Source organism: Natrinema amylolyticum, assembly GCF_020515625.1.
Lineage (GTDB): Archaea > Halobacteriota > Halobacteria > Halobacteriales > Natrialbaceae > Natrinema > Natrinema amylolyticum.
In genome coordinates this window covers 330,263-355,079 of the sequence record NZ_JAIWPJ010000003.1, presented here as the reverse complement: position 1 = coordinate 355,079, position 24,817 = coordinate 330,263, and the positions used below count along the sequence as shown (strand labels likewise).

Annotated in this window: 30 protein-coding genes; 14 read left to right on the top strand and 16 right to left on the bottom strand. The window is 65.1% G+C overall.

Annotation, left to right across the window (positions count from 1 at the left end):
* Positions 1-276: 276 nt before the first annotated feature.
* The 6 genes from LDH66_RS17390 to rpl18a form a co-directional block, all read right to left on the bottom strand.
* Positions 277-1,881 carry a Coenzyme F420 hydrogenase/dehydrogenase, beta subunit C-terminal domain gene (locus LDH66_RS17390; protein WP_226482348.1) on the bottom strand — a complete coding sequence of 535 codons (1,605 nt, stop codon included), beginning with the start codon at positions 1,879-1,881 and terminating at the stop codon, positions 277-279.
* The gene (locus LDH66_RS17385) at positions 1,871-3,571 is read right to left on the bottom strand and encodes a nitrite/sulfite reductase (protein ID WP_226482347.1); all 1,701 of its coding nucleotides are present in this window, start codon (positions 3,569-3,571) and stop codon (positions 1,871-1,873) included. The genes LDH66_RS17390 and LDH66_RS17385 overlap by 11 nt, the downstream gene beginning before the upstream one ends.
* Before the next feature lie 385 nt (positions 3,572-3,956).
* Positions 3,957-4,592, bottom strand: a complete 636-nt coding sequence (locus tag LDH66_RS17380; protein WP_226482346.1) for a hypothetical protein — start codon at positions 4,590-4,592, stop codon at positions 3,957-3,959.
* An 80-nt stretch (positions 4,593-4,672) separates the two neighbouring features.
* The gene (ftsY, locus tag LDH66_RS17375) at positions 4,673-6,391 is read right to left on the bottom strand and encodes a signal recognition particle-docking protein FtsY (RefSeq protein WP_226482345.1); all 1,719 of its coding nucleotides are present in this window, start codon (positions 6,389-6,391) and stop codon (positions 4,673-4,675) included.
* Positions 6,392-6,419: 28 nt separating this feature from the next.
* Positions 6,420-6,872, bottom strand: coding sequence for a prefoldin subunit alpha (gene pfdA / locus LDH66_RS17370; RefSeq protein WP_226482344.1), 453 nt, complete (start codon positions 6,870-6,872; stop codon positions 6,420-6,422).
* Positions 6,872-7,045, bottom strand: coding sequence for a 50S ribosomal protein L18Ae (gene rpl18a, locus LDH66_RS17365; protein ID WP_226482343.1), 174 nt, complete (start codon positions 7,043-7,045; stop codon positions 6,872-6,874). The genes pfdA and rpl18a overlap by 1 nt, the downstream gene beginning before the upstream one ends.
* Positions 7,046-7,196: 151 nt before the next feature.
* Here rpl18a and LDH66_RS17360 point away from each other — a divergent pair, with 151 nt between their 5' ends.
* On the top strand, positions 7,197-7,508 hold the full coding sequence (locus LDH66_RS17360; protein WP_226482342.1) for an ASCH domain-containing protein: 312 nt from the start codon (positions 7,197-7,199) through the stop codon (positions 7,506-7,508).
* 15 nt (positions 7,509-7,523) lie between these two features.
* Here the strand turns inward: LDH66_RS17360 and LDH66_RS17355 are convergent, their stop codons facing one another.
* The 6 genes from LDH66_RS17355 to thpR form a co-directional block, all read right to left on the bottom strand.
* Positions 7,524-7,847 carry a hypothetical protein gene (locus LDH66_RS17355; RefSeq protein WP_226482341.1) on the bottom strand — a complete coding sequence of 108 codons (324 nt, stop codon included), beginning with the start codon at positions 7,845-7,847 and terminating at the stop codon, positions 7,524-7,526.
* Positions 7,848-8,010: 163 nt separating this feature from the next.
* Positions 8,011-8,676, bottom strand: a complete 666-nt coding sequence (locus LDH66_RS17350) for a translation initiation factor IF-6 (RefSeq protein ID WP_226482340.1) — start codon at positions 8,674-8,676, stop codon at positions 8,011-8,013.
* A 2-nt stretch (positions 8,677-8,678) separates the two neighbouring features.
* On the bottom strand, positions 8,679-8,957 hold the full coding sequence (locus LDH66_RS17345) for a 50S ribosomal protein L31e (RefSeq protein WP_226482339.1): 279 nt from the start codon (positions 8,955-8,957) through the stop codon (positions 8,679-8,681).
* Between the two features lie 2 nt (positions 8,958-8,959).
* Positions 8,960-9,112 (bottom strand): 50S ribosomal protein L39e, encoded by a 153-nt coding sequence (locus LDH66_RS17340; RefSeq protein ID WP_004267621.1) that lies wholly within the window; start codon positions 9,110-9,112, stop codon positions 8,960-8,962.
* A 123-nt stretch (positions 9,113-9,235) separates the two neighbouring features.
* Positions 9,236-10,213, bottom strand: coding sequence for a hypothetical protein (locus LDH66_RS17335; RefSeq protein WP_226482338.1), 978 nt, complete (start codon positions 10,211-10,213; stop codon positions 9,236-9,238).
* A 130-nt stretch (positions 10,214-10,343) separates the two neighbouring features.
* Positions 10,344-10,901 (bottom strand): RNA 2',3'-cyclic phosphodiesterase, encoded by a 558-nt coding sequence (thpR, locus tag LDH66_RS17330; RefSeq protein ID WP_226482337.1) that lies wholly within the window; start codon positions 10,899-10,901, stop codon positions 10,344-10,346.
* A 137-nt stretch (positions 10,902-11,038) separates the two neighbouring features.
* Here thpR and LDH66_RS17325 point away from each other — a divergent pair, with 137 nt between their 5' ends.
* The 3 genes from LDH66_RS17325 (at position 11,039) to LDH66_RS17315 (ending at position 14,034) form a co-directional block, all read left to right on the top strand.
* On the top strand, positions 11,039-12,664 hold the full coding sequence (locus LDH66_RS17325) for a hydroxysqualene dehydroxylase (protein ID WP_226482336.1): 1,626 nt from the start codon (positions 11,039-11,041) through the stop codon (positions 12,662-12,664).
* Positions 12,665-12,755: 91 nt separating this feature from the next.
* Positions 12,756-13,736 carry a tetratricopeptide repeat protein gene (locus LDH66_RS17320; RefSeq protein ID WP_226482335.1) on the top strand — a complete coding sequence of 327 codons (981 nt, stop codon included), beginning with the start codon at positions 12,756-12,758 and terminating at the stop codon, positions 13,734-13,736.
* A gap of 4 nt (positions 13,737-13,740) precedes the next feature.
* Positions 13,741-14,034 carry a DUF424 domain-containing protein gene (locus LDH66_RS17315; RefSeq protein WP_226482334.1) on the top strand — a complete coding sequence of 98 codons (294 nt, stop codon included), beginning with the start codon at positions 13,741-13,743 and terminating at the stop codon, positions 14,032-14,034.
* Positions 14,035-14,177: 143 nt separating this feature from the next.
* On the opposite strand, the gene LDH66_RS17310 is transcribed toward LDH66_RS17315, so the two are convergent.
* Positions 14,178-15,053 (bottom strand): ABC transporter permease, encoded by an 876-nt coding sequence (locus tag LDH66_RS17310; RefSeq protein ID WP_226482333.1) that lies wholly within the window; start codon positions 15,051-15,053, stop codon positions 14,178-14,180.
* Positions 15,050-16,051, bottom strand: coding sequence for an ABC transporter ATP-binding protein (locus LDH66_RS17305; RefSeq protein WP_226482332.1), 1,002 nt, complete (start codon positions 16,049-16,051; stop codon positions 15,050-15,052). Before LDH66_RS17305 ends, LDH66_RS17310 begins: the two co-directional genes overlap by 4 nt.
* Before the next feature lie 102 nt (positions 16,052-16,153).
* On the opposite strand from LDH66_RS17305, the gene LDH66_RS17300 reads away from it, so the two are divergent.
* The 5 genes from LDH66_RS17300 to LDH66_RS17280 all read left to right on the top strand — a co-directional run bounded on the left by LDH66_RS17300 (position 16,154) and on the right by LDH66_RS17280 (position 19,728).
* On the top strand, positions 16,154-16,495 hold the full coding sequence (locus LDH66_RS17300; protein ID WP_226482331.1) for an ArsR/SmtB family transcription factor: 342 nt from the start codon (positions 16,154-16,156) through the stop codon (positions 16,493-16,495).
* Between the two features lie 5 nt (positions 16,496-16,500).
* Complete coding sequence (locus LDH66_RS17295) at positions 16,501-16,824, top strand: hypothetical protein (protein WP_226482330.1); 324 nt, start codon at positions 16,501-16,503, stop codon at positions 16,822-16,824.
* Positions 16,825-16,867: 43 nt separating this feature from the next.
* Positions 16,868-17,224, top strand: coding sequence for a DUF7521 family protein (locus LDH66_RS17290; RefSeq protein ID WP_226482329.1), 357 nt, complete (start codon positions 16,868-16,870; stop codon positions 17,222-17,224).
* Positions 17,225-17,235: 11 nt separating this feature from the next.
* A complete protein-coding gene (locus LDH66_RS17285; RefSeq protein WP_264182503.1) occupies positions 17,236-18,081 on the top strand; it encodes a sensor domain-containing protein in 846 nt (281 codons plus the stop codon).
* A gap of 399 nt (positions 18,082-18,480) precedes the next feature.
* On the top strand, positions 18,481-19,728 hold the full coding sequence (locus tag LDH66_RS17280) for an aminotransferase class V-fold PLP-dependent enzyme (RefSeq protein ID WP_226482327.1): 1,248 nt from the start codon (positions 18,481-18,483) through the stop codon (positions 19,726-19,728).
* Between the two features lie 129 nt (positions 19,729-19,857).
* Here the strand turns inward: LDH66_RS17280 and LDH66_RS17275 are convergent, their stop codons facing one another.
* Positions 19,858-20,061 carry a hypothetical protein gene (locus tag LDH66_RS17275; RefSeq protein ID WP_226482326.1) on the bottom strand — a complete coding sequence of 68 codons (204 nt, stop codon included), beginning with the start codon at positions 20,059-20,061 and terminating at the stop codon, positions 19,858-19,860.
* Positions 20,062-20,492: 431 nt separating this feature from the next.
* Here LDH66_RS17275 and LDH66_RS17270 point away from each other — a divergent pair, with 431 nt between their 5' ends.
* The 5 genes from LDH66_RS17270 (at position 20,493) to LDH66_RS17250 (ending at position 24,169) form a co-directional block, all read left to right on the top strand.
* Complete coding sequence (locus LDH66_RS17270; RefSeq protein ID WP_226482325.1) at positions 20,493-21,746, top strand: RNA-guided endonuclease InsQ/TnpB family protein; 1,254 nt, start codon at positions 20,493-20,495, stop codon at positions 21,744-21,746.
* 210 nt (positions 21,747-21,956) lie between these two features.
* The gene (locus tag LDH66_RS17265; RefSeq protein WP_226482324.1) at positions 21,957-22,406 is read left to right on the top strand and encodes a response regulator; all 450 of its coding nucleotides are present in this window, start codon (positions 21,957-21,959) and stop codon (positions 22,404-22,406) included.
* 141 nt (positions 22,407-22,547) lie between these two features.
* Positions 22,548-23,180, top strand: a complete 633-nt coding sequence (locus tag LDH66_RS17260; RefSeq protein ID WP_226482323.1) for an HD domain-containing protein — start codon at positions 22,548-22,550, stop codon at positions 23,178-23,180.
* Between the two features lie 103 nt (positions 23,181-23,283).
* A complete protein-coding gene (locus LDH66_RS17255; RefSeq protein ID WP_226482322.1) occupies positions 23,284-23,532 on the top strand; it encodes a DUF8015 family protein in 249 nt (82 codons plus the stop codon).
* Between the two features lie 217 nt (positions 23,533-23,749).
* Positions 23,750-24,169, top strand: a complete 420-nt coding sequence (locus LDH66_RS17250) for an iron-sulfur cluster assembly scaffold protein (protein ID WP_226482321.1) — start codon at positions 23,750-23,752, stop codon at positions 24,167-24,169.
* Positions 24,170-24,470: 301 nt separating this feature from the next.
* On the opposite strand, the gene LDH66_RS17245 is transcribed toward LDH66_RS17250, so the two are convergent.
* Entirely contained in the window at positions 24,471-24,788 is a 318-nt protein-coding gene (locus tag LDH66_RS17245; protein ID WP_319004366.1) for a ferric iron reductase, read from the bottom strand.
* Between the last annotated feature and the right edge of the window lie 29 nt (positions 24,789-24,817).

Below are 24,817 nucleotides of genomic sequence, written 5' to 3'. Positions count from 1 at the left end.
GGTACCGCGGCGCACGTCGACCGAGACGTCAAAAATTGGGGGGTGAGAGTCCACTCGCGGGATCACCGCACACCGAGTGTCGAATGTGACGGGGATTCTGGGAGCTCATTCACACAGACGGTCCCGCGAGTGTGGTCGTTGTTACCACATACCAATATAAATAACTGTCCTGAAACATAATCGAACGGACCGTTCGAGAATCGTGATGCGAGCTCCGCCAGTCTGCGACTGTGTGAAAGTATCGGAGAACGAACGCGGCGTCGAGAGTGAACCCGATCAGTGCCCCTGATCGTGGGGGTTCAGCGCCGTGCCGTAGTTCTCGGCGTGGTCGGTGTACTCGATGAACCGCGGCGCGTCGGGGTCGAAGGGACGCTCGAGGCTCTCGAAAGCCTTCTTCTTGTCCCAGCCCTGAAGCTTGCCGACCGCGGACTTGTCTTCTAAGTCGTGGTAGTCGAGTTTCGGCTCGGTCATCTCCCAGGCCTTCATCCCCTGGTCGGTCCGGATGATGACGCTCGAGTAGTCGTCGCTCGAGCCGACGGAGCCGACGGTGATGTCCGAACAGAAGCCGGTGAAGTCGGCACACTCGTCACAGCCCTTGAGCGCGGCGTCGTGGAAGTTCTCGATGTCCTCCTCGACGATCATCTCGCCGTCGTGGTCGTAGACCATCATCTTGCCGTTGAGGACGTCCATCTTGCCGATCTCCGACGGCGAGATACCCCGTTGCTCCTCTAGCTGCTCGCCCATGAGGCTGTGATAGTTGAAGTTCTTCGTACACATCAGCGCGATCGTGTAGTCGACCGCGCGGATGCCCTCGTTCTGGGCCTGATAGTCCCACTCGAAGTCCTGCAGGGCGCGGATGCCCTCGATCTCACAGGGCGTGCCGACGATCGCGATGCTGAGTTCGTCCCACGACTTGTCGGGGAGCTTGTGCTCCCACTGGCCGAGGTCGAGGTTGCCAAGCGCCATCGTCTGATTGTAGACGGTGCCGGCGTTCTCGATGAGTTCCTCGGTCGTCGTCGCGAGGTAGCTCTCGGCCTTCCACTCTTCTTCCTCGCTCTCGGTCGCGACGAGCGCCCCGTCGATCTCGCCCTCCTCGAGCAGGGTCGCGAGGACGCCGGTGACGACACCGCCGTCCTGAGCCTGATCGGTCCAGTCGTCCTCGACCTTCGCAGAGAACTCCGTGATCGGGTCGCCCGCGCCCTTGACGTTGTCGTCGCCGCCGGTGATCTTCCACTGGCGCTCGTAGCGCAGGCCGCCGCGGGGACAGAAGTCCCAACAGAGCGAACAGCCGGTACACATCTTGACCAGTTCCGGCAGGCCGTCGTCGCCGATCCCGATCGAGTCCGACGGGCAGGCGGCGACACAGGTCCCACACTGGATACAGCGGCCTTCGTCGACGACGGCCTCGTCCAGTTCCATGAACCAGGTCTTCTCGTCCGGCGTCTCGATATCGTTCATCCGCGACCGGATCGAGTACTCCGGCGTCTCGAGGTCGACGCCCTCGGGAATCCCGACGCGCGTGTCGGGGGAGTCGTCGTAGACGTCCTGACTGACGTCCTCGGCGGGCTCGGTGAACTCGAGGTCACCGAGTTCGCCCATCTCGTCGACGTTGGCGACGCCGGCACCGTCGGTCGCGACGGGCTGGGTCTCGGACTCGGCGTCGGTGGCTGTCTTTTCGCCGCAGGTACAGGTATCGGGCGAGCAGCTGTCGCCCTCAGAGCCGCCATCGGTAGCGATGGCACCCTCCCGTGCGTGGTCCGTGTTCTCTCGAGAGCGAGACGCACCGCCGTCGGCGTCGGGGACGATGACGGCGTCGTCATCGTCGTCCGATTCCGGGACGTGTGGGAAACGACGCTCGTTGTCCTCGCGGTTAGTCCCCATGGGCAACACCCCGTGCGACCGGCGCGTCGGCCCCTTGCATGATCGTCCGGAGCTCGCCGTTGTCGACACCGCGACACCACTCGTAGAACTTCTCGCCCTCGTCGCGATCCGCGGAGTACGCCTCGAACAGCTGTTCGAGGGCCGGGATCACGGAGTCGGCGGGCACGGCGCTCTCGACCCAATCGAGGAACTCGTTGTCCGCACCGAGCGAACCACCGAGGCCGAAGTCCATTCCTTCGACGATGTTGTCGCCCTCGGCGTTGGTGCTGTTCTCGTCCTCGAGTTTGACCGTCTCGCCGCGGAAGCCGATGTCGGCGATCTGGGGCTGGGCACACGACGCGGAACAGCCGGACATGTGCATCCGGATGGCCCCGATGTCGTCGGGCACGTCGATGCGCTCGTCGAGCTGGCGGGCCCAGCGCTTGGTACGTTTCTTCGTCTCGATGATGGCGTAGTTACAGAACTCGTTGCCCGTACAGCCGACCGCACCGCGGGAGAACGGCCCCGGATCGGGGCTGTACTCCTGAGCGAACGGCTCCGCGAGGAGGTCGTCGACGTTCTCGTCGGGGATGTGGGTGATCAGGAAGTTCTGATCGGTCGCCAGACGCACGGAGGCATCCTCGGTGCCATACTTCTCTGCGGCGCGGGCGGCCGCGGCGAACTCGTCGCCGCCCATGCGGCCCGCGATGACGTTGAAGCCGACGTAGTTGAGCCCGTCCTGTTTCTGCTCGTGGACGCCGACGTGGTCGCCCTGGTAGCCGACGGTCAGGTTCTCGCCGCCGGTCGGCAGGTCGATGGTACAGCGGTCGCGAACGGCCTCCTCGAACTTCTCGGGGCCCATCTGCTCGACGAGATACCGCATGCGGCAGACGCCGCGGTTGTTGCGGTCGCCCAGTTCCTTGAACGTCTGGGCGACGGCGCGGCAGAACTCGACGGCGTCTTCGGGTTCGATGAAGACGTCGAGCTCCGAACCCATCCGCGGGCCGTCAGAGAGGCCGCCGCCGACGCGGGCGTGGAAACCGTAGAGGTGCTCGCCGTCGATCTCCTTCTTCGCGGGGACGAGACCGACGTCGTTGATCTGGGACTGCGCGCAGTCGTGGGCGCAGCCGGTGATCGTGATCTTGAACTTCCGCGGGAGGTTAGCGTACTCGCGGTTCTCGGTGAAGAAGTCCGAGACGGCCTCGATGACCGGCTGTGCGTTGAAACACTCGTGGTCGTCGAGTCCAGCCGCGGGACAGCCCAGGACGTTCCGGGCGGAGTCACCGCACCCCTGGACCGTCGTCAGGCCGACTTCGTCGTAGCGCTCCCACATCTCGGGGACGTCCTCGACGCGGATCCAGTGTTTCTGGATGTCCTGTCGGGTCGTGATGTCGAGATACGCGTCACCCCAGAGTTCGTTCTGTTCCTCGCCGCCGTACTCCTCGGGGGCGACCGCGAGGTCGTCGGTGACCTCGCCGATGACCTCGGCCTGCTCGGGCGTGAGCTTCCCGCCCGGCACCTTGGTCCGGATCATGAAGTAGCCCTCCTGCTTCTGGGCGTACATGCCGGCCCACTTCAGGCGCTCCCACTCGCCGCCGCCGGCGCGCTCCTCGATCTCCTCGAAGGAGAGCTCGTCGTCGGCGTAGTCGTAGACGTCGTCGATAACGTCGAGCGGATGCTTGTTCTGTTTGTATTGTTCCGTCGTATTCACGCGAACCACCTCGTCGTTCGTGCGAAGGCAGAAGTACCTACGCTTTCGGTATCTCGAGTAGTAGTTTGAAAGCCCATTGTTTAGCGGGTAATACCACCCCACACCTATACACCCCCGTAACTCGGCGAATCATGACGTGGATCGTTTTCACCGGCAAATACTGCCCCATCGATCGGCCACTGACAACGGTACCGGCCCGAAACCGGCGACAGCACGACGAAGCGCGTCACCCGAGGTCGATACCTGCGGCGATCGCGTCGGTGATAGCGGCAATCGTCCCCGGTACCGTGTAACCGCCCGCGTCACCGCCCTATCCGATCAGCGGGGAATCAACGGGGACGTGTCCTCCTCGAGCGCATCTCGCCGGTGATCGGGTTGCGAACGGTCAGCCGAAGCAGGCGACGAGCGTCCCCTGCGTTCGCGGATCGGGATCGAACGTCACCGTCTCTGCGACGCCGTCGTACTGCGCTCGGAGCAGGAACTGCTCGTCGAGATAGTAGACGACGCGGACGTCCCACTCGGTACGGTGGTTCGTAGTCGACTGGCGCGTCCCCCTCGTCACGTTGTAGCGGATCGCCACCAGGACGGCATCTCTGTCTGCAGTCGAGTCGATCGGTGCCGTCCGATACGCCGTCCGGTGAAGGTCGAAGACCCGTGCCATGGATTCGTACTGGACGAGAAACGCGTTCCGTCGATACGCCCGCTCGAATTCGGTGACGTACTTGGTCACACCGTACACCGCCGGCGACCGTGAGCCATCCGCCGAACTGCGATCCTCGCCGGCGTTTGCCGCCGACGGCAGTGTCGGGTACTCCAGCGGCTCGAGCGCCGCCTCGTCGTCCGACTGCTCGGGCTCAGGACGGTCGACGTCGCTGCAGTCGTACCGATCCGCGGGAACGGTCTCAGACTCGAGCGACTGTCCGGCTGCGCGACTCGAGTCGTGCTCGAACCCGCCCGTCGCGACCGCCGCGGTCGTCGCTATCGACGCGAGAAACGTTCGTCGAGAGCGGGGACGGTTCATACGGCGACATCTCAGACGAACAATAAGTGTCTTCTGAAATAGCGGACCGGTGACGTGACGACGGTCCCGCGACGGCGCACTCAGTCGTCTTCGGCCAGTAGCCGGTCGACCATCTCGTCGGGATCGAACCGCTCCAAGTCGTCGTACCCCTGTCCGACGCCGAGGAACAGGATCGGCTTCCCGGTGACGTGAGCGACCGAGATGGCCGCACCGCCGTTGGAGTCGGCGTCGGCTTTGGTCAGAATCGCGCCGTCGATCTCCGCGGCCTCGTTGAACTCGCGGGCGCGATTGACCGCGTCCTGGCCGGCGACGGCCTCGTCGACGAACAGCGTCATATCGGGATCGACGACGCGACCGATCTTCTCGAGTTGGTCCATCAGCCCCTCGTCGGTGTGGAGTCGACCCGCCGTATCGCCCAGTACGACGTCGATATCGTTGGCCTCGGCGTACTCGACGGCGTCGTACAGCACCGCCGCGGGATCGCCGCCCTGCTCGTGGCTGATACACTTCGTGTTCAGCGCGTTGGCGTGTTCCTGAATCTGCTCGTTGGCCCCGGCGCGGTAGGTGTCGCCGTTGGCCATCACCGTCGAGTAGCCTCGTTCCTCGAAGTAGCGGCTCATCTTGGCGATCGAGGTGGTCTTCCCGACGCCGTTGACGCCGGTGAAGATGATGGTGACCGGTTTATCCTCGACGGCGATGCGCTCGTCGAAGTCGAACTGGCCGACGCTGATCACGTCGTAGATCGCGTTGTGCAGCGCCTCCTCGACGACCTCGCCGGTCGAGGTCGTGAAGGTACGTGTCTCGCCGACCAGTTCGTCGCGGATATTGTCGAGAATCTCCTCGGCGACGCCCATCTCGACGTCGCTCGAGAGCAGGGCCATCTCGAGTTCGTGGAGCGGGCCCTCGAGGTCCTCCTCCTCGATGACGAACTTCCCCTTGACGAGGGACTTGGCCTTGGCACCGAAGCCGGTTCCGCCGTTATCGGCGGCGTCCTCGTCGTCAGCGGCTTCGTCGGTCTCGTCGACAGCCGGTTCTTCGCCGCCGACCGCGGCATCGGCCGGTTCTTCGTCGCCGACCGCTGTATCGGCCGATTCGTCGCCGATAGCCGCCGTCTCCGTCTCGGTCGACCCCTCGTCGACTGATGCCGTCTCGGCGATCTCGGCGGATTCCGCGGTCGGAGCCGTTGCGTCGGACGGTTCCTCGACGGGAGCCGCCTCGTCCGATTCCGGTTCGGAATCGTCGGACGACCCCGTAAAGAGGGACCTAGCCCTGGCACCGAGCCCGGTCCGCCCGCCGTCATCGGCGTCGTCTTCCTCCTCGTCCGTGACTTCCGTGGCTTCTTCGTCCTCGTCGTCCGTGGCTTCCTCGTCCGCGGCTTCCTCGTCGACGACCGCCGTCTCGGCCGGCTCCTCGTCGGGAACCGGTTCGTCCGAGACCGACTCGGGGTCGTCGGACTCGAGGGAATCGACGTCGGAACCGGTCGCCGGTTCCTGACCCGCGGACTCGGCCGCGTCCGCAGTGGCGGACTCGGTCGTCGCCCCCGACTCCGATTCTGGCGCGACCTCCGCGTCCGGGTCCACCGCAGCGGACGCTGGGGCCGCCGTCTCGGCGTCCGTCGTTTCGGGGGTGGTATCGGTGGCTTCCGCGTCCGTCGCCTCCGCCGGCGCTGCGTCCGGGTCGGCCGCCTCGAGGTCCTCGTCCTCGAGATCGTCTTCGTCAACCTCCTCGACGTTCTCTTCGGCGGCCTCTTCGGCGTCTTTCCGGAAGCTACCGAGCTTGTCCTTCAGGTTGTCAAACATGGGTATCGGTAAGAGTCCCTACGCCGCGTTATTCGTCGGGCTGACCCTGGCCCATTCCCTGACCCTGCATCTGCTGTTGCATCGCCTGCTGCTGGAGCTGCTGGGCCTGCTGTTCGAGTTCCTCGCTCTCGGTCTCGAGTTCGGCGATCTCCTCGTTGAGCTCGTCGATCTGGTCGTCGAGGTGCTCTTTCTTGTTCTCGAGGGCGTCGACGGCGTCGCCCTCCTCGAACTCCGCGGCGTAGTCGGCACCGAGGTCGACGATGACTTCGTCGATGTCCTCGATGGTCGTTCGAAGGTACGCACCGCCGCCGAGGGGCATCTGCACGGTCGAGCCCGTCTCGAGCGTGTCGAGCGCCTCGATTGCCTCGTCGACCTCGGTCTTCTCCTGCTGGACGGCCTCGACGTTCGTTCGAAGGGCCTCGATCTGTTCTTCGATCTCCTGCAGTTCCTGGGAAAGCTGCTGTAGTTGCTGTTGGCTCATTATTGGGATACCTCCTCGAGTTCGATTTCGCTACGTTTCAGCCCGTGCTGGCTTCCGAGCTGGGTGTAGGTGTGTTCGCGGGCGACGTTCTCGTTCTCGGCGTCGATGGTCGTCTCGAACTCCGCGAAGCCGTCGCGGCTCTTGAACCGACCACTGACCGTAAATTCACTCATACCCATTCCTCCGGCAGGCAGTCGGAAGAATCTTCCCTTCCCATTCGAGCGGCCACATCTGCCACGAGAGGGCGAGAGGCGCGTCTCGGCCGTCGATCTCCCGATGTGCGGAGGGTCAACGGTTTTACCGTGCGGGACCGAATCCGCGACCATGAGCGAACGTGATCCCGGCGAGCTACTGCCCAGTGAGCGAATGCAGACCCAGGCCCTCGAGGGCGAGGTCACCCAGATCCACCGCGGCCATCAGTACGCCGATGAAGGGGACACGTTCACGATCGACGGGACGACCTTCGAAGTGACCGCCGTCCGCGAGCGGACGCTCGGGGAGCTGACCGACGAGGACGCGCGGGCCGAAGGAATGGACGACCTCGAGGGGTATCGACGCATGCTCGAGCGCGCCCACGAGAATTTCGAGTGGGACGACGACAGCGATGTGGTATTACATCGGTTCGAGCGTCAGTGAGGCCCGATCGAACCGTCAGTCCTCGAGGGTCGGGAGTCGCTGCTGCCCGTCACGGGCGACCGAGGCGGCCGAAGTGGACGAGCGAGAACGCGAGGCCGCGATCGCCCGCGGCGAGCGGTACGCCGCGAGCAAGTACCACATGAGTCCGGTCGCGAGGAGACCGATCGCAGCGAGAGACATCCCCATCGTCGCGAACGTGACCGCGTAGACGGCCCCGAGCGCCATTTTGGGAACGCTCGTCGCGAGGGGGATTCGCGCGTTCACGTCCCGGAGTGCGGGCGCGAGAAAGACGACCGAGAGCAAACTGCCGGCCATGAAGACCAGATCCTGCCAGACCATGTATAGAGTACTCGATATCGAGTAAATATAGATACCGGTCTGAGAGGGGACTCACGGAACGAATTTTTCTGGACTCAGAGTCGAGCGAACGACAGCAATCGCGGTCGCTCGAGGAGAAGACGGGGTGCGCAGAGAACCGAAATCGGGCCTCGGAGCAGCCGCGTCAGTCGAGATAGCCGAGCGCGTCCTCGATCCGGCCCAGTTCGGGTCCGGTCGTCTCCGAGCCGACGACGTAGCCGGCCTCGTTGGCGATCAGGCCGGAGCCGACCAGCGGCGCGCCGTAGTTGACCGTGCCGACGTCGGCACGGACGTCCAGGGCGTCCTCGAGGATGTCGAGTTCCTCGTCGGTCGCCTTGGGGTGACAGAGCACGCCTGTGTTGGTCGCCACCGCAGCGGTGCCGACGGTTCGGACGCCCGCGAGGTCGCCGCGTTCGACGGGGACCTCGAGCGTGTCTTTGACGATCTGGATCGCCTCGCGGGGCAGGTCCGGATGGACGTAGGCCCCGTAATCGTTCGCCAGCACGACGTTGCCGGCGGCGTTGATGCTGCCCGGCAGTTCGGCGACGGGCACGTCGACCTCCTCCTCGAGGAGCTCGCGTTCGTACTCGAGGACGCGAGCGCTGACGAGCAGGCCGTTTTCGTTACCGGTCGCTAGCGCACCGACCGTCGAGGAGCCGCCGACGGTCGTCTGGATGACGGGCACCTCGAGTTCGTCTGTCAGGTCGGCGGCAACGTCGTCGTCGACGTCGTGGCGAACGAGAACGCACGAGTCGGTCGCACGGGCGAAGACGCCGACGTAGGCCGACCCGGCGAAGGCGAGGCGTTGCAAGTTTAGTCGGCGACCTCGGCTTCGACGACGGCTTCACCCTCTTCGTCGAAGCGGGCTGCGCGAACGCGCAGCTTTCGCGGCGGGTTGGAGCGGCCGTTCGACCAGACTTTCTCGTTGATCGAGGGATCGAGTCGGATGGCCTCCTCGTCGACTGCGAAGTGTTTCGCGAGGTGTTCGCGGACCAGTCGCATCGCGTAGTCGGCGGCCTCGTGGTTGGCTCCCTTCTTGACGTCGCGCAGCGGAACGGTGACGACGCGTTCCTCGAAATCACTTGCGCTCATCGTTACTCGTCAGTGTCGTTACGCCGCCAGTTGCGTCGCTTGGGGTTGCGCTGGACTTCCATGTCAGTCTTCATCATGACCCAGGCCGGCACGCGGCTGTTCTGGTTCTCGAGTTTGGCAAGTCGCTTCTTCTTGCCCTTCGATTTTTTACCCATAGTAGCCGGACGTAGCCCACGCTGGCTTAAAATCTTGTCCATCTCGCAGGGCAGCCGTCGAGACCGACGACGACAGCGCGTCGCGACGGAGCCGGTCTCGATAGAACCGCAGTCCTCGAGCCGTCAGTCCTCGAATCGTCGCTCGAGGAACCTGGTCACGGCCTCGCAGGTGGCCTCGCTGAGTTCGGTCGTGTACGTCCAGTTCTCGATACCGTCGGTGCCGTCGTGGCGGGAGAACCGGTCCCGGTCACAGCAGCCGGTACCGGGGAAGCGGGTCCCGCCGCCGATCCGGTCGTGACCGGCGTACGCGGTCGCGATCGGGGAAATCTCCAGCGTGTCCTCGGCCGTCCGCACGGCGGTTCCGAGTTCGTGGTCGCAGTACGCCGCTCCGATCGCGTCGACGATCTCGTGCGGGAGAAACGTGTGCATCGTCTCGTGGATCGCCATGTTCCGCGTCACCGCCCGCGAGTCCCAGACTTCGGTCGCGCCGACGTTCGCGACCGTCTGTGCGTCACCGCTGTCACCGTCGGCCGCCGACGAGCCGGTGATCGAGTTCGGGGCCAGCGTCCCGCCGTAGCCGACCCGGTAATTCAGTGGCGACCAGTCGAGGAGGACGTGACAGGCCCGGCCGGTGAGCGCGTCCCGTCTCCGCAACCGCTCGCGAAAGCGCTCGAGGAGGGCCTCGAGCGACGGGAGCACCGCGTCGGTCGAGAGCGGCGTCGTCGAGGGCGGAAACCGGATCGGAGCGCCGCGTTCGACGCGGACCTCGAGAGACTCGAGACGGGAGCGCTCGCGGGCGTAGGCGAGCACCTGCTCGAACGCGTCCTCGATAGCCGCCAGCGCGTCGCGGAGGGGCGTCGGCCAGTCGCGGCGTAGGTCGCTGAGTCCGTACCGAAGCCGCGCCTGAAACGGAACGTCGCCGGGGTAGACGCGAATGCGAACGGGCTCGTCGGGACCGCGGTCGGCCACCATCGCAGTCGTCGATGGGCCGGTCGAGGAGGCGAGGGCCGCGCCGCCGAGCGCGACGAGCGCCTCGCGGCGCGTGACGCGCCACCGACCGGTCGTGCGGTCGGCCGGCGGATCGTCGAGCCCGGATGCCATCGTCTCGCGTTCGCTACGGGAGAACTACCCTTGATACCCAGTTCTGTATTTCCTGACTATCGCCTGAATGGACGGTCTACTCGTCCCGCTCGAGGGGCGATCGCTTCGGACGTACTCGAGTCGACGGGCGTCACTCGAGCGGGAACGATTCGACCGTCGAGTAGACCGGTCCCGCGTCCGTGAGGGTGCTTTCGGTCAGCCGAACCTCCTCGACGCGGGTTTCGCCGATGGTCGGGTCGCGCTCCCGAACGAGGTCCTGAACCAGGTCCTTCCCGCCGGCGTGTTCCATTCGCGCGAGCGTGACGTGGGGCGTGAAGTCGTGCTCCTCGGCGTCGAACCCCATCGCGGTCGTCCGCTCCTCGATGGCCTCGTGGAGTCGGGTGAGTTCCTCGCCGCCCGCCTCGACGCCCAGCCAGACGACGCTGATGTAGTCGAGATTCGGGAAGACGCCCAGACCGCCGTACCGGACGATGAAGGGATCGACGTCGGCGTCGTCGACCGCGGCGGCCAGTTCCCGCTCGAGGGCGGGCAGCCGGTCCTCGTCGATATCACCGAGAAACTTCATCGTGATATGGGCCTGGTCCGGATCCGTGAAGTTGAGTCCGCTGGCTTCAGCGAACTCTTCTTGCAGGTCGGCGACCGGTTCGGCGAGGTCGTCGGGGAGGTCGACGCTGACGAACAGTCGCATACTCGAATCCTCGCGGGCGGCGTACTCAATACTGACGGGGACGAGGGCAGTTCCGGCACCGACCGGCACCCGCGGGGTTGCGTAACGGTTCGTGGTTAGGGATTCCCGTTATCAGGATCGGATTCCCAGGAACGCTAATGACCGACGTAGCCGTACTCGGTGGCGGAATCGGCGGCCTCACCGCGGCACACGAACTCGCCGAGCGCGGGGTCGACGTGACCGTCTTCGAGGCGAACGACCGGTTCGGCGGGAAAGCGCGCTCGATGCCGATCGCGGACGATCCGACGGCGTTGCACGGCGAACACGGCTTTCGGTTCTTCCCCGCGTTCTACCGCCACGTCGTCGACACGATGACGCGGATCCCGGACGGCGGCGGGACCGTCGCGGACAACCTCGTCGAGACCGAGGCGACGCTCATCGCGAGCACGACGGAGCCGGAAAAGATCGCCGAGACGAGCACGCCCGACTCGCTGCGCGGCTGGCTCGAGGCACTGCGGCCGGCCTTCGCCGAGGACCTGCCCGCCGAGGACGTTCGCTTCCTGCTCGAGCGGCTGCTGTACCTCTTGACCGCCTGCGAGCGGCGACGCGAGGAGGAGCTCGACGACGTCTCCTGGTGGGAGTTCATCGACGCCGAGAACCGCTCGCAGGAGTTTCGCGACCGCCTCGCGTACGCGACCCAGGCGCTGGTCGCGCTCCGGCCGCAGGTCGGGAGCGCCCGGACGGTCGGAACTATCTACCTGCAGTTGCTGTTCGGCCAGCTCGATCCGACCGAGCCGACCGAGCGAATCCTGAACGCGCCGACGAACGAGGCCTGGATCGACCCGTGGGTTCGCCACCTCGAGACGCTGGGCGTCGAGTTCCGGCCGAACACCCCCGCGAGCCGCCTCGCATTCGACGGGCAACGCGTCACCGGCGTCGAACTGGCCGACGACCAGACGATCGGGGCTGACGAGTTCGTGCTGGCCGTTCCGGTGGAGGTCGCCCCCGAGTTCGTCACGCCGGAATTGCGCCGAGCCGCGCCCGAGTTGGGCCGGATCGAGCGCCTCGAGACGGCCTGGATGAACGGCATTCAGTTCTATCTGACCGAGGACGTCGAACTGACGCGGGGCCATCAGGTCTACGCCGACGCCCCGTGGGCGCTGACCTCGATATCGCAGCGGCAGTTCTGGACCGACTACGACCTCGAGGGGCGCGGCCCCGACGCGGTCGAGGGCGTCCTGTCGGTGATCGCCTCCGACTGGGACACGCCGGGAATCCTGCACGAGAAACCGGCCAGGGCGTGTACGCGCGAGGAGATCGCGGCGGAGATCTGGGCGCAGTTGAAGGGCCACCTGAACGGGACCGACGAGCGAGTGCGGGACGAGATGCTCGTCGACTGGTTCCTCGATCCGTCGATCGTCGAAACGGACGAGGGCGTCGAGAACCGCTCGCCGCTGTTGATCAACACCGTCGGCTCGCTGCGGAACCGGCCGCCGGCCGACGTCGGCGTCCGGAACCTCACGCTCGCGAGCGATTACGTGCGAACGAATTCGGACCTGGCCTCGATGGAGTCTGCCAACGAGGCCGGTCGCCGCGCGGCCAACGCCGTCCTCGAGCGACGCGGCCGACGGGACCGGGCGCGGATCTGGGAGCTCAGAGAGCCCGCCGTGTTCGAGCCGTTCAAACGACAGGACCGGGTCCGGTACCGACTCGGACTACCGCACCCGGCGGCGGTGACGCAGTCGCTTCGAGGGGTCACCAGACGCCTCGGCGAGCGCGTCTGAGAGCCGCGTTCCGACCGGCGCTCGGCGTCAGCGAAACGCCGCCGATACCCGGGTCGCAGCCCTTAACAGTCGTCACCGCGACATTCAACTAATGACTGACCGAGACGACGATCGCGACCATCGCTTCTCCGAGGGAGAGGGATTCGGCGATCCGTACGAGGAGTTCGACCTGGACCCGCCGGAGCTCGGCGTCGACCCGTCGAAGGTCGACCCCGTCGACTCCCGCGTCGTCACCGACACGCTCGACCAGCACAACATCGATCAGGACGCGGTCGACGCCAGCGAACTGCTCGACGTCGGCCTGAACTACATGCAGATCAACCGTTACGAGCAGGCCACCGATGCCTTCGAGCGGACCGCCCGCTACGCCGAGGACGAGAAGCTCGCACAGGAGGCGTGGGTGAACAAGGGCGTCGCCCACGGCGAACTCGAGGAGTGGGACGAGGCGATCGGTGCCCACCGCGAGGCCCTGCGAATCGACGAGGAGAGCGAGCACGCCGCGACCGCCGAGACGAACCTCGCCTACGCCCTCTGGGAGTTCGGCCAGACGAGCGAGGCCTTAGAACACGCCGAGCGCGCCATCGAGATCGACGAGCGCTTCGCCGCGGGCTGGTTCAACCGCGCCTTCTTCCTCTCGGAGCGCGGGCTGTCCGAGGAGGCGCTGAACTGCGTCGACAACGCGATCCGGCTGGGCCTGCGCAACGCCAAGGTACTGGAGACGAAGGCCGAGATCCTCGAGGAACTCGGCGAGTTCGATCAGGCCGAGGAGATCGCAGACGAAGCGAACCAGATGCGCGAGGAAGCCGAACAGGAAATGATGGACGACCGCGAGGAGATGTACGGTCAGGGTGCGGGTGGCGGCGGTGCTGGCGCTGGCGGCGGTCCGGGAGCCGGCCGCGGTGGTGCCGGGGCTGGCCGCGGCGGTGCCGGTGCCGGACTCGGCGGTCGCGGCGCGAACCGCCAGTCGCCACCCCAGCGACAGGGAGACATCGGACTGGACGACCTCGGTGTCGCCGATCTCGGCGTCGAAGACGACGAGGACGAAGACGAGCGCGAGTGGGAACTCGAGTGATCGGATGATCGTCAACGAGCGGGAGACCCAGGAAGGGCTGCTGGTCGCCGTCTGCGACGAGGACGTCCTCGGCGAGACGTTCGAGGAGGGCGAACTCTCTCTGACCGTCACCGAGGAGTTCTACGGCAGCGATGCGGTCGACGAGAGCGCGGCGCTCGAGAGCCTCGCCCAGGCGGACGTCGCCAACATCGTCGGCACCCGCGCCGTCGAACTCGCCGTCGAGGAGGGGTTCGTCGACGAGGCGAACGTCCTCGAGGTGGGGGCGACGCTGCACGCGCAGTTGCTGCAGATGCAGTGAGGCGGTCGGAGCCGAGCGCCGGCGGGGACTGATCGAGCGCCAGTAGGGAGGGCTCGAGCGTCAGCGGGGACCGCTCGAGCGTCAGCGGGGACCGATTTTCTGCGAGGGATACGGGACCGTGATAGAGCGAGCGACTCACGGCCCTAGAGATCCGCTCGATCGAACCGATAGTAGCCGATCGCGACGGGCACGACCAGCCAGACCAGCATGACGACGACGCCGAACCAGTCCTGTAAGTAGAACGGCGCGTCGCCCGGATAGCGCTCGGCCGGCGTCATCTGGTAGGCCTCCATCGACTGGAGGCCGTACTGGAACTGGAAGGGGAAGATCGTGTCCTCGACGATGTTGCTGGCCAGGTTCGTGTACGCGAAGATCGGATTGAACTGCTCGACCAGGAGGTACCACGTCTCGGCTTCGACCGGCGGCCCCTCGTCGTAGATGAGGTAGTATGGACCGGCTGTGAGCAGCTCCCACAGCGCGACGAACACCATGTAGAGTCCGACGACGAGAGCCATCGACTTCCCCCGCGTGGAGACGGCTGCGGAGACGCCGACGGCGAGGCCGACGAAGGTGACTCCGAACAGCAGTGACACGGCCGCGAAGCCGAGCCAGTCGACGAACGGCACCGAGCCGAAGAAGACGGCCCCGAGGACGAGCGAGACGAGGAAGGCCAGCCCGACGGCCAACCCGACGACCCCCATCCGTCCGAGGAGCTTGCCGAAGACGACATCGGTCCGGTTCGGCGGCAGTCCCAACAGGAGCTTGATGCTGCCCGAGCGGCGCTCGCCGACGACGGCCATGTAGCCGGCGATCAGCGCCGCGACCGGGATGATCACCTGCAGCGGGAGGCCGAGGAAGCTGAGGACCTCCGCCGCGGTGACGTCGTCGACCGTGTACCAGATCGCGACGTAGCCGATCACGACGAGGCCCACGAGCAGCCCGATCAGCGACCACAGGAGCTTCGATCGGCCCGCGTCGTCGAACTCCTTGCGGGCGACGGTGGGAATGTGCGACGTCATCGCGCCACCCCCGTTTCCGTTTCTGTCTCCGTCTCGAGATGAGTCCCGTCGACCGTCCCCGACCGGGCGTCGGCCCCGTCCTCCGCCTCCTCACCGTTCGTCAACGCGGTGAACAGCGACTCGAGGGAGACCTCGTCGATCCGCAGGTCCCGAATCGTCGCGCCCGCGTCGGTGAGTTCGGTCACCACGGTCGCCTTGGCCGTCGGATCGGTGATCGTACACTCGAGCGTGCGCCCCGACGCCGTGACGTCGACGACCCCCTCGAGCGAGGTGACGTGCTCGCGGGCCCACTCGGCGGGGTCCGCGAGCGAGACGGTCATCGTCGCACCGCCGCCGAGTTCCTCGCGCAGCCCTTCGATCGTATCGACGGCGACGAGTTCGCCCTCGTTCAACACGCCGACGCGGTCACAGACCGCTTCGACGTGCTCTAGGATGTGACTCGAGAAGAAGACGGTCGTCCCGCGCTCGGCCTCGCTGCGGACGAGGTCCTGCATCTCGCGGATGCCGTGGGGATCGAGTCCCGTCGATGGCTCGTCCATGATGAGCAGGTCGGGGTCGCCGACCAGCGCCATGCCGGTCGCGAGCCGCTGGCGCATTCCCTTCGAGTAGTCGCCGGCCGGTCGGTCGGCGTCCTCGGCGGAGAGTCCGACGCGCGACAGGATCTCGGCCGGATCGTCGTCGGTGTCTTTCGTCTTACTGGCGAACTCGATGTGGCGGCGACCCGACAGGCGCGGATAGATGTCGAACCCTTCCGGAAGCACCCCGACTCGCGGGCTGATCGAGTCGGCCTCGGTTTGGGCGTCGTAACCCAGCACCGTCGCCGACCCTGCGGTCGGTCGCGTGAAGTCCAACAGCATGTTAATCGTCGTCGACTTCCCCGCACCGTTCGGACCGAGAAAGCCGAACACCTCGCCGTCGTCGACCGTGAGATCGAGGTCGTCGACGGCGGTGAGATCGCCGTACTCCTTCGTTAAGCCGGATATTTCTATAGCCGTCATCTCGATTACAGCTATATCGGCCGTCCGTATAATCGGTCGACCACGATTTCACGGACGGAAACTGTGGGGTCTTTTATATCATCCTGTCATACGAACGACCGAATGACCGACGATGAGGACCGGGAAGTGCTCGCCCTCCTCGACGACGAGTACGCGCGCCGCATCCTCATCGCGGCCAGCGAGGAACCGATGTCCGTCGACCGACTCACCGAACGCTGTGACGCCTCCCCGCCGACGATCTACCGGCGGATCGAGCGGCTCGCGGACCAGGGGTTCCTCGACGAATACCAGGAGCTCGATCCCGATGGACACCACTACAAGACATACAGCACGCGACTCGAGCGCGTGGCGATCGAAATCGCCGAGGGCTCGATGGAGATGGACGTGTACCGACGCGACGAGGACCCGGCCGACCGATTCACCCGGCTGTTCGAGGACCTGTGATCGCCATGCTCGAATTTCCCCTGCAGACGGTCGAGAGCGAGGGCGGCGCGACGACGGTCGCGATCGCCGTCTTCGTCGGACAACTCGTCGCGTTCGCGATCGCGTGCTGGATCGCGAAACGCACCTACGACGGGTACAGGGAGTCGCGCCGACGCCCGTTGCTCTGGCTCGCGATCGGGATCGCGCTACTCGCCGCAGTGCCGACGATCCTCCGCTTCCTGCTCCCGACGGTCGTCGGGGCCTCGTCGGTGACGACGACCGTCCTCGCGAGCCTCAGCGAGGTCGCCGGCCTCACGGCGATCCTCTATACCGTCTACGGCCGACCGTGAGACGGACCGATACCGCACGGTCCGTCCGCCGGAGGTGGCCCCGATGACCGGCGGCGTCGGCGCGCTCGATGCCGGTTCTGTTCCCGCGTCAGTCCTCGAGACGACAGTGTTCGGCCTCGACGAGACGACGACGATCTTCTTCGCCGGGATGGCGAGCGCCGCGCTCGGAACGGTCGTCACGTGGACAGCCTATCGGGGCTACGCCCGCAACGCCAGTCGGCCGATGCTGTTCCTGGCCGTCGGCGTCGCCTTTCTCACGATCGTCCCGTTCGCGCTTTCACACGCGATCGACTGGGCGACCGACGCGACCGACGCGACGGTGTTGCTCGTCGTCACCGTCTGTCACCTGCTCGGACTGCTCGCGATCGTTCGCTCGTTCAGGAGGCCCGATTCCCGATGAGATCCACACCGATGTCTTCGCCACGCACCACAGTCGAAACCGCGTTCGACCGCCTTCGAGCCTGGAGCCGCTGGTTTTTCGGCGTCGGCGTCCGCAAACGGACGTACTACAACCTGCTCTATCTCGTGCTCGCGTTCCCGCTCGGCATCGGCTACTTCACCGTCCTCGTGACCGGGTTCGCGATCCCGATCGGACTCGCGTTCGCGTTCGTCGAACTGGCCACGTCCGAGCCCGTCGCGCTCCTGTTCGCCGGGATTCCGCTCGCACTGGTCCTGTTGTGTATCGGGGTCCCGACCGCACTGGTCGTCCTGTTCGCGTCGATCGAGCTGACCGCCTTCGAGCGACTCCTCGCCGATCGATTACTCGACGTTGAGATTCCGACCGCTCGAGCGGCCCAAAGCATCCGCGAGCGGGTGCGACGGCTCGTCCTCGACGGCGGAACGTGGAAGGGAGCCGTCTACCTGTTCAGCAAATTCGTGTTCGGGACTGGCTCGTTTATCGCCCTCATCCTCGGCTTCACGTTCACGTACGCGCTGGTCGCCGCCCCACTCCATTACCGGAATCAACTGGTCGGCATCCATCTCGGCAACCCGGTCGAGATCGTCCCGGAACTCACCTACCAGCACGACGGGTGGATGATCGATATCGCACCGGTCACGCTCTCGATCGCCGACGGCGAACTGATCTCGCTGTACGTCGACTCGCTCGAGGCGGCGCTGGCCGTCTCGGCGATCGGCGTGCTCATCGGCCTCGTCATGTTGCACCTGTTCAACGCCCTCGCCTGGCTGTACGCGCGGTACACGGAACTGCTGTTGCAGTACACCCAGCCGTCGATCTTCAGTGAGCCGCCGCGGTGAGAGCGAGTCGGTCGTCCGCACTGATTGCCGCGGTTCGAGACGGGCGGTCAGCAGTTCCGTCTCTCCCGCTCGACCGGATACCAAAGCTATTTGGAGATACCGGTATCCCTGAGGCCCTCCAAGCACGTATTGCGGCAGGGCGCCCACCAGGGTACCCCCACCACACCCCTGCCGTTCCCCCTTCCGAACCCCGTCTCCCCCCCCCCACCTCCCCTCCCCACTCCACCTTCCCCCCTTCCGTCCCCACCGTCGAGCAGCGCGTCGCGACTCGATCCGTCACCGCGCCGGCGTCGGATTTTCCCCTCCAGAGGCAACACGGGCCGCTTTAACCCGATCCCGGCACGATCGGCCAGTTTCGGACCGAAGGAGTGTTTTGTGTGCGGTCCATCCTAGACACCAATGAGTCAACGGAACCTCGAGACGCTCGACGTCGGCGCGATCCGGGAGGAGTTCCCGATCCTCCAGCGGGAGTTCAACGGCGAGCAGCTCGTCTACCTCGACAACGCGGCGACGACGCAGACGCCCGATTCGGTCATCGACGCGATGAGCGACTACTACCGCGAGTACAACGCCAACGTCCACCGCGGGATCCACCACCTGAGCCAGGAGGCCTCGATCGCTTACGAGGAGGCCCACGACCGCGTCGCCGAGTTCATCGGCGCGAGCGGCGGCCGCGAGGAGATCGTCTTCACCAAGAACACGACCGAAGCCGAGAACCTCGTCGCCTACGCGTGGGGCCTGAACGAACTCGGTCCCGGTGACGAGGTCGTCCTCACCGAGATGGAACACCACGCCTCGCTGGTCACGTGGCAACAGATCGGCAAGCGCACGGGTGCCGACGTGAAGTACATCCGGATCGACGAGGACGGTCGCCTCGACATGGACCACGCCCGCGAACTCATCACGGACGACACCGCGATGCTCTCGGCGGTCCACGTCTCGAACACGCTCGGCACCGTCAACCCCGTTTCCGAACTCGTCGACATCGCCCACGACCACGACGCGCTGGCCTTCATCGACGGCGCACAGGCCGTCCCCAATCGGCCCGTCGACGTCGAGGCCATCGACGCCGACTTCTACGCCTTCTCCGGCCACAAGATGGCCGGCCCCACCGGGATCGGTGCCCTCTACGGCAAGAAGGAGATTCTCGAGGCGATGCAGCCCTACCTCTACGGCGGCGGCATGATCCGCAAGGTCACCTTCGAGGACTCGACCTGGGACGACCTCCCCTGGAAGTTCGAACCCGGCACGCCACAGATCGCCGAGGCCGTCGGCCTCGTCGCCGCGATCGACTGGCTCGAGGAGATCGGCATGGACCGCATCGAGGCCCACGAGGAAGAACTGGCCCGCTACGCCTACGAGCAGCTCACGGCCGAACCGGGCGTGGAGGTCTACGGCCCCGAGCCCGGTCCGGACCGCGGCGGCCTCGTCGGCTTTAACCTCGAGAGCGTCCACGCTCACGACCTGGCCTCGATCATGAACGACCACGCGGTCGCGATCCGCGCCGGCGACCACTGTACCCAGCCGCTCCACGACAAACTGGGCGTGGCGGCGTCGGCTCGAGCCTCCTTCTACGTCTACAACACGAAAGAGGAGGTCGACAAGTTGGTCGATGCGATCGACGATGCACGACAGTTGTTCGCGTAAGCGAACAACGGAGTGCGAGGAGATGTCGACGACGTCTTCGCGAACGAAGTGAGCGAAGGCCAGCGAGAGCCGTGCTCTCGCCAAGCGCGTCAGCTCTTTAGCTAACGCGCGAGGGACGAGCGAACGCAGCTAGTCGCGCTCGAGGCTCCCCGGCAGTACGGAACAGCCACAGGGGGAGGCGGTGCCGTCGGTGGGACCGGTCACGGTCACTACCCAGACGGGACGTCCGCAGCGGGGGCAGTCGGGGAGCGACCACTCGGCCGCGTCCGCCGCGTCGTCGGCCGGCTCCGTCGTCGCGCTGGCCGGATCGATCCGTTCATCGCGGCCGGTCATCGCGACCCTCGGCGACGGCGCGGACGGTCCCGGGAATCGGGCGCAGTCGCTGGTCGTCGGCGTTGATTCCACCGTCGTTCGGGACGTTTATATCCCGATAGAATGTACGCGTTCATGGCTTTCGGACCCTCTCGGGTTGGAAGCCAGTCTCGGGTGTCTTGAGCACCCGGGGCATTTCGAGACGTGCCCCCCGCCGCTTGCGCGTTTGGAGATCGGCTTCCGTTATGATTGTCATCGCATGGCGACTTATACGAGATACAGGAGAAAACCCACAGCTTTAGCCGTCCTCAGAACGCTCCGCGTTCTGATGGGCTGCACAAGACCTTCGGTCTTGTGAACGTGGGATGAATCCGTCACTGCTGAATCAAACCACGCTACAGTGGCAGGCCGACTCCCCAACAGTTAAGAAATCCAATTACTACATATAAGATATGGATGTGCGGCGTACCGTCCCCGTTGCGCTCGACGTGGACAGCGACGACGCCGCACTCCTCGAAGACACCGTCGACACGTTCCTCTGGTCGGCACAGTACGTCGTCGACCACGCCTTCCAAGGCGAATACATCACCACCAGCAAAACAACGCTAGACGACGAAACCTACGACGATGTGCGTGAGCAGACGGACGGTTTCAACGGTGGACTAGTACAAGCCGCTCGGAACAAGGCCGCCGAAGCCTGCAAGAGCGTCGTCGCCCGCTGGAAGAACGGGAAGAAAGCCAGCAAACCCACGTTCACCAGCCCACACGTCGTCTACGACAAGCGCACCGCAACGTTCCACGACGACTACGTAACCCTCGCCACCACGGACGGTCGCGTGGAAGCCAACTACGTACTGCCCGACGAGGAGAGTGACACGCCGCACTCGGAGTACTTGTTTTCAGACGCGTACGAAACGACGGGTGCGGAACTGCACTACCGAGACGGCGATTGGGTACTTCACATCCACTGCAAGAAGGACGTGGAGTCTGATACGTCGGAGAAGGCGACCACCGAGAACGGAACGGTTCTCGGGGTTGACCTCGGCGTGAACAACCTCGCCGTCACCAGCACGGGTACGTTCAGGACGGGCGACGAGTTCGACCACTGTCGGCGCGAGTACGAGAAACGCCGTGGCGACCTCCAACAGTGCGGCACGCGCTGGGCGCACGAAAACATCCAATCAGTCGGGCGGAAGGAGAAAGGTCGGTTCAAACTGATGCTCCACCGCATCAGCAATGAACTCGTCGCGGAAGCCCGTGAGAACGGATGTTCGGTCATCGCGTTCGAGGATTTGACCGACATTCGCGAGCGAACTGGCGCGTCATGGGGGCACAAGTGGGCGTTCGATCGTCTGTACGACTACGTGGAGTACAAAGCTGAGGAACACGGTATTGATGTGGAGCAGGTTGACCCTGAAAACACATCGCGGCGTTGCTCGCACTGTGGGTTCACGCACCCTGATAATCGGGATAGCGAAGCGTTTGAGTGCCTGAAGTGCGGGTATGAGAACCACGCTGACTACAACGCTGCGAAGAACATTGGGTTGCGGTATCTCCGTCGCAACCAAACTGGGGGCGACGGAGGCGCACCCTTGGGTGTGCGCTTGAACAGCGGGATGTTAAACGTGAACGGAGGCTATTCTCCTGCCTTAACTGCGGCCAGAACGGGAGTCCACGCTGAATCCCACCGCTTTAGCGGTGGGTAGCTCAAATCTACTGCTAATCGACTGTAGAAATGATGCACACGACTCGAGCAAGCCCGGAATAATCGCATACCGGCTCGCACTCTCGGGGGTTCAGTACCGATAGCGCTCGGTCGAGCGCTCAAGGGCGACGCCGAGACAGTGGACAGACGCGGAGACTGTTCACCGAGCATGACACCGACGTTTTACCCGCGCACATAATACAGTGTGCAGATGCCCACGGAAGACGAGCGAACAGAACAGATCGATATCCTGTTGGTCGAACCGAATCCCGGCGACAGCCGGCTCTTCGAGGAGCAGTTCAGGGACGCGAAACTCCTGAACACCATTCACACCGTTTCCGATGGCGAATCGGCGCTCGATTTCGTCCATCAGCGAAACGAATACGTAGACGAACCGCGCCCGGACATCGTCCTCCTCGAGCCCCAGTTGCCCGGCAAGAGCGGGATCGACGTCCTCTCGGAACTGAAAAACGACCCGGTGCTGGCCGAGATTCCGGTCGTCGTGCTCACCAGTTCGGACGCGGGGGAGAAGGTCGTCCAGTCGCACGGCCTCGAGGCGGACAGCTACATGCAGAAGCCGGTCGAACCAGAGGATTTCGTCGAATTCATCCAGTCGATCGAGGAGTTCTGGTTCGCGATCGTCCAGAAGCCGTCGCAGTGACCCGCTGACCGGCGAGCTCGCGATCGGACGGCGACCGCGAACGATCGCGGGCGATGACCGATCGACTCCGCTCGTCTTCCGTCCGCCGTGGGTCGCTCGAGGACGGCGCGTTTATTTCTCCGCCGCCGAAACCGTTCGACGATGCTCGAGGCAGTCCGCTCCCGTGTCCGCCCGTATTTCGAGGACGCGCCGCCGGCCCACGACTGGCACCACGTCCAGCGGGTCGAAGCCCTCGCCGAGACGCTCGTCGACCGCCATCCCGAACCCGTCGACGAGCGGATCGTCCGGCTCGGCGTCCTCTGCCACGATATCGGCCGCGACAGGGAGGATCGCGGCGAGATCGACGACCACGCGGTCTGGGGGGCGCGGGAGGCCGGAGAGATTCTGGGCGATCTCGGTGCGACCGCGGAGACGATCGAGCGCGTTCAGCACTGCGTCCGCACTCATCGCTACTCGAACGAGATCAAACCTGCGACGCTCGAGGCGAAAGTCGTCGCCGACGCGGACGACCTCGACGCGCTGGGCGCGGTCGGCATCGCCCGGACGTTCGCTCACGGCGGGGACCTCGGCTCGCCGATTCACGACCCGGCGCTGCCGGTCGCCGACGACGACACCGACGCCGGCGCGACGCAGTACAACCATTTCTACGAGAAGATCCTTGACCTTCCCGAGCGCATGCGGACGGACGCGGGCCGCGAACTCGCTGCCGATCGCGCGGCGTTCGTCCGCGAGTTTCTCGAGCGATTCGATAGGGAGGTCGCCGGTGACGCGTGACGGACTCGGGAACGTCGACCGCGTCCCTTCAGAAATAAACGATAAACGCGGAAAGAGTTTTGAGACTCAGCGCCGTAGCCGCGGACTGCCGAGGTGAGAACGCATGTACGAGAAACGAATCGGCCGTCCCGAACGGGATCCCGTCGAGACCCTGGTCGACGTTCTCACCGCGGCGAGCCGGTACGATCTCCTGTTAGGGATCATCCCGCTCGCGTTCGCGGTTGCACTGGTCGCCGCGACCGTACTGGAGCTGTCGGTGGCGCAGACCCTGCTGGGTACGGCGGTCGTCGGTGGACTCGCGGTCGTCGACGCCTGCTACCTGAATCCGCCTGTCGACCGGGGCGCAGCGTAGCACCGCCAGTTCCCAACCGTTTCGCGAACGCGACGGACCGACGATCGATAGCCGCTGCATCGAGGGACGATATCCGGTGACTCGGTAACTGGAGTGTTTTCGACGACCCGAGCGACCACTCGCGGCCGCTCGAGCGGCCGAACGCGCCGAACGCGGCCGTCCACTCGTTTCGGCCCCGGAACCCTTTTACAAGTCACTCGCCTATCCGTATCCAACGATGGGACTGGGCTCCGATATGTACCGACAGCAGATCCTCGACCACTACAAGAACCCGCGCAACTACGGGGAACTCGAGGATCCGACGTTCACTCACATCGGCGAGAACCCGATGTGCGGCGACGAGATTCGGATGGACGTCCAACTCGCCGACGACGAGGAGACGATCGAGCGGATCGCCTTCCGGGGCGATGGCTGTGCGATCAGCCAGGCTTCCGCCAGCCTGCTCTCGGGCGAACTCGTCGGAGCGACGCTCGAGGAACTCCACGAGATGGATCGCGACGACATCGTCGACATGCTCGGCGTCGAAATCTCGCCGATGCGAATCAAGTGCGCCGTGTTGGCCGAGAAGGTCGCACAGGACGGCGCGGAGATCTACCAGGGCGAACTCGACGTCGACAAGACGACGACCGAGGACTAAGACCGACCGTTTTCACTCTCTTTGCTCACGGACAAAGCGTCCGTTCGCACGGCTCGCGGGACCATCGGTCCCGCGCTGACGCAAAAAGTCTGGACCGAAAAAGAGCCGCTCGCTCACGTCGTTCGCTCGCGGGTGCAACACTCGCCCTTTCAGAGTCCGGATGTCGTACCATCAGTGGGGGATTCCTGTATACCGATATTCATCCGTGAGCGGTCGAATTTCGACGTTGGTCCACATTGCGCTCTCGCTCGTAGCCCCGGGTCGAGTACTCGGATCGATGAGCGACGCGTCCGGCGGCAGGTCACCGCTCGGATTCGACCTCGGACAGCGGGTTCGGTACGGTGCCGTGCTCGATGGCGTGGGGTCGCTCGAGGAGGTCGCCGTAGCCGACGTCCACGATCCGATTGCGGTTCAGGATCAGCTTCGGGAACGTCGGCTCGAGCAGGTCGAACAGCTCGAACCGGTCCTCGAGCTCGGGGAACCGCTCGTGGTAGTCCTCGATCGCGGCCCGGACCTGCCCCCAGAACCGTTCCTCCGGGTAGTCGTGATGGCGGTCCCGTACCGGTAGAGGGAGTGCAGCAGCGGCGGCAGCATCGTGGCGAACAGTTCGTCGAGCCACGCGTCGAGTTCGAGGTCGGAGCGGTCGAC

Coding starts and splice junctions, on each gene's coding strand:
- rpl18a (WP_226482343.1), bottom strand. CDS start 7,045: ATGAGTGAATTTACGGTCAGTGGTCGGTTCAAGAGCCGCGACGGCTTC.
- LDH66_RS17340 (WP_004267621.1), bottom strand. CDS start 9,112: ATGGGTAAAAAATCGAAGGGCAAGAAGAAGCGACTTGCCAAACTCGAG.
- LDH66_RS17265 (WP_226482324.1), top strand. CDS start 21,957: ATGCCCACGGAAGACGAGCGAACAGAACAGATCGATATCCTGTTGGTC.
- LDH66_RS17345 (WP_226482339.1), bottom strand. CDS start 8,957: ATGAGCGCAAGTGATTTCGAGGAACGCGTCGTCACCGTTCCGCTGCGC.
- LDH66_RS17300 (WP_226482331.1), top strand. CDS start 16,154: ATGACCGACGATGAGGACCGGGAAGTGCTCGCCCTCCTCGACGACGAG.
- LDH66_RS17390 (WP_226482348.1), bottom strand. CDS start 1,881: ATGGGGACTAACCGCGAGGACAACGAGCGTCGTTTCCCACACGTCCCG.
- LDH66_RS17250 (WP_226482321.1), top strand. CDS start 23,750: ATGGGACTGGGCTCCGATATGTACCGACAGCAGATCCTCGACCACTAC.
- LDH66_RS17305 (WP_226482332.1), bottom strand. CDS start 16,051: ATGACGGCTATAGAAATATCCGGCTTAACGAAGGAGTACGGCGATCTC.
- thpR (WP_226482337.1), bottom strand. CDS start 10,901: ATGCGACTGTTCGTCAGCGTCGACCTCCCCGACGACCTCGCCGAACCG.
- LDH66_RS17285 (WP_264182503.1), top strand. CDS start 17,236: ATGTCTTCGCCACGCACCACAGTCGAAACCGCGTTCGACCGCCTTCGA.
- LDH66_RS17325 (WP_226482336.1), top strand. CDS start 11,039: ATGACCGACGTAGCCGTACTCGGTGGCGGAATCGGCGGCCTCACCGCG.
- LDH66_RS17320 (WP_226482335.1), top strand. CDS start 12,756: ATGACTGACCGAGACGACGATCGCGACCATCGCTTCTCCGAGGGAGAG.
- pfdA (WP_226482344.1), bottom strand. CDS start 6,872: ATGAGCCAACAGCAACTACAGCAGCTTTCCCAGGAACTGCAGGAGATC.
- ftsY (WP_226482345.1), bottom strand. CDS start 6,391: ATGTTTGACAACCTGAAGGACAAGCTCGGTAGCTTCCGGAAAGACGCC.
- LDH66_RS17360 (WP_226482342.1), top strand. CDS start 7,197: ATGAGCGAACGTGATCCCGGCGAGCTACTGCCCAGTGAGCGAATGCAG.
- LDH66_RS17255 (WP_226482322.1), top strand. CDS start 23,284: ATGTACGAGAAACGAATCGGCCGTCCCGAACGGGATCCCGTCGAGACC.
- LDH66_RS17315 (WP_226482334.1), top strand. CDS start 13,741: ATGATCGTCAACGAGCGGGAGACCCAGGAAGGGCTGCTGGTCGCCGTC.
- LDH66_RS17275 (WP_226482326.1), bottom strand. CDS start 20,061: ATGACCGGCCGCGATGAACGGATCGATCCGGCCAGCGCGACGACGGAG.
- LDH66_RS17335 (WP_226482338.1), bottom strand. CDS start 10,213: ATGGCATCCGGGCTCGACGATCCGCCGGCCGACCGCACGACCGGTCGG.
- LDH66_RS17270 (WP_226482325.1), top strand. CDS start 20,493: ATGGATGTGCGGCGTACCGTCCCCGTTGCGCTCGACGTGGACAGCGAC.
- LDH66_RS17355 (WP_226482341.1), bottom strand. CDS start 7,847: ATGGTCTGGCAGGATCTGGTCTTCATGGCCGGCAGTTTGCTCTCGGTC.
- LDH66_RS17260 (WP_226482323.1), top strand. CDS start 22,548: ATGCTCGAGGCAGTCCGCTCCCGTGTCCGCCCGTATTTCGAGGACGCG.
- LDH66_RS17310 (WP_226482333.1), bottom strand. CDS start 15,053: ATGACGTCGCACATTCCCACCGTCGCCCGCAAGGAGTTCGACGACGCG.
- LDH66_RS17290 (WP_226482329.1), top strand. CDS start 16,868: ATGACCGGCGGCGTCGGCGCGCTCGATGCCGGTTCTGTTCCCGCGTCA.
- LDH66_RS17295 (WP_226482330.1), top strand. CDS start 16,501: ATGCTCGAATTTCCCCTGCAGACGGTCGAGAGCGAGGGCGGCGCGACG.
- LDH66_RS17280 (WP_226482327.1), top strand. CDS start 18,481: ATGAGTCAACGGAACCTCGAGACGCTCGACGTCGGCGCGATCCGGGAG.
- LDH66_RS17380 (WP_226482346.1), bottom strand. CDS start 4,592: ATGAACCGTCCCCGCTCTCGACGAACGTTTCTCGCGTCGATAGCGACG.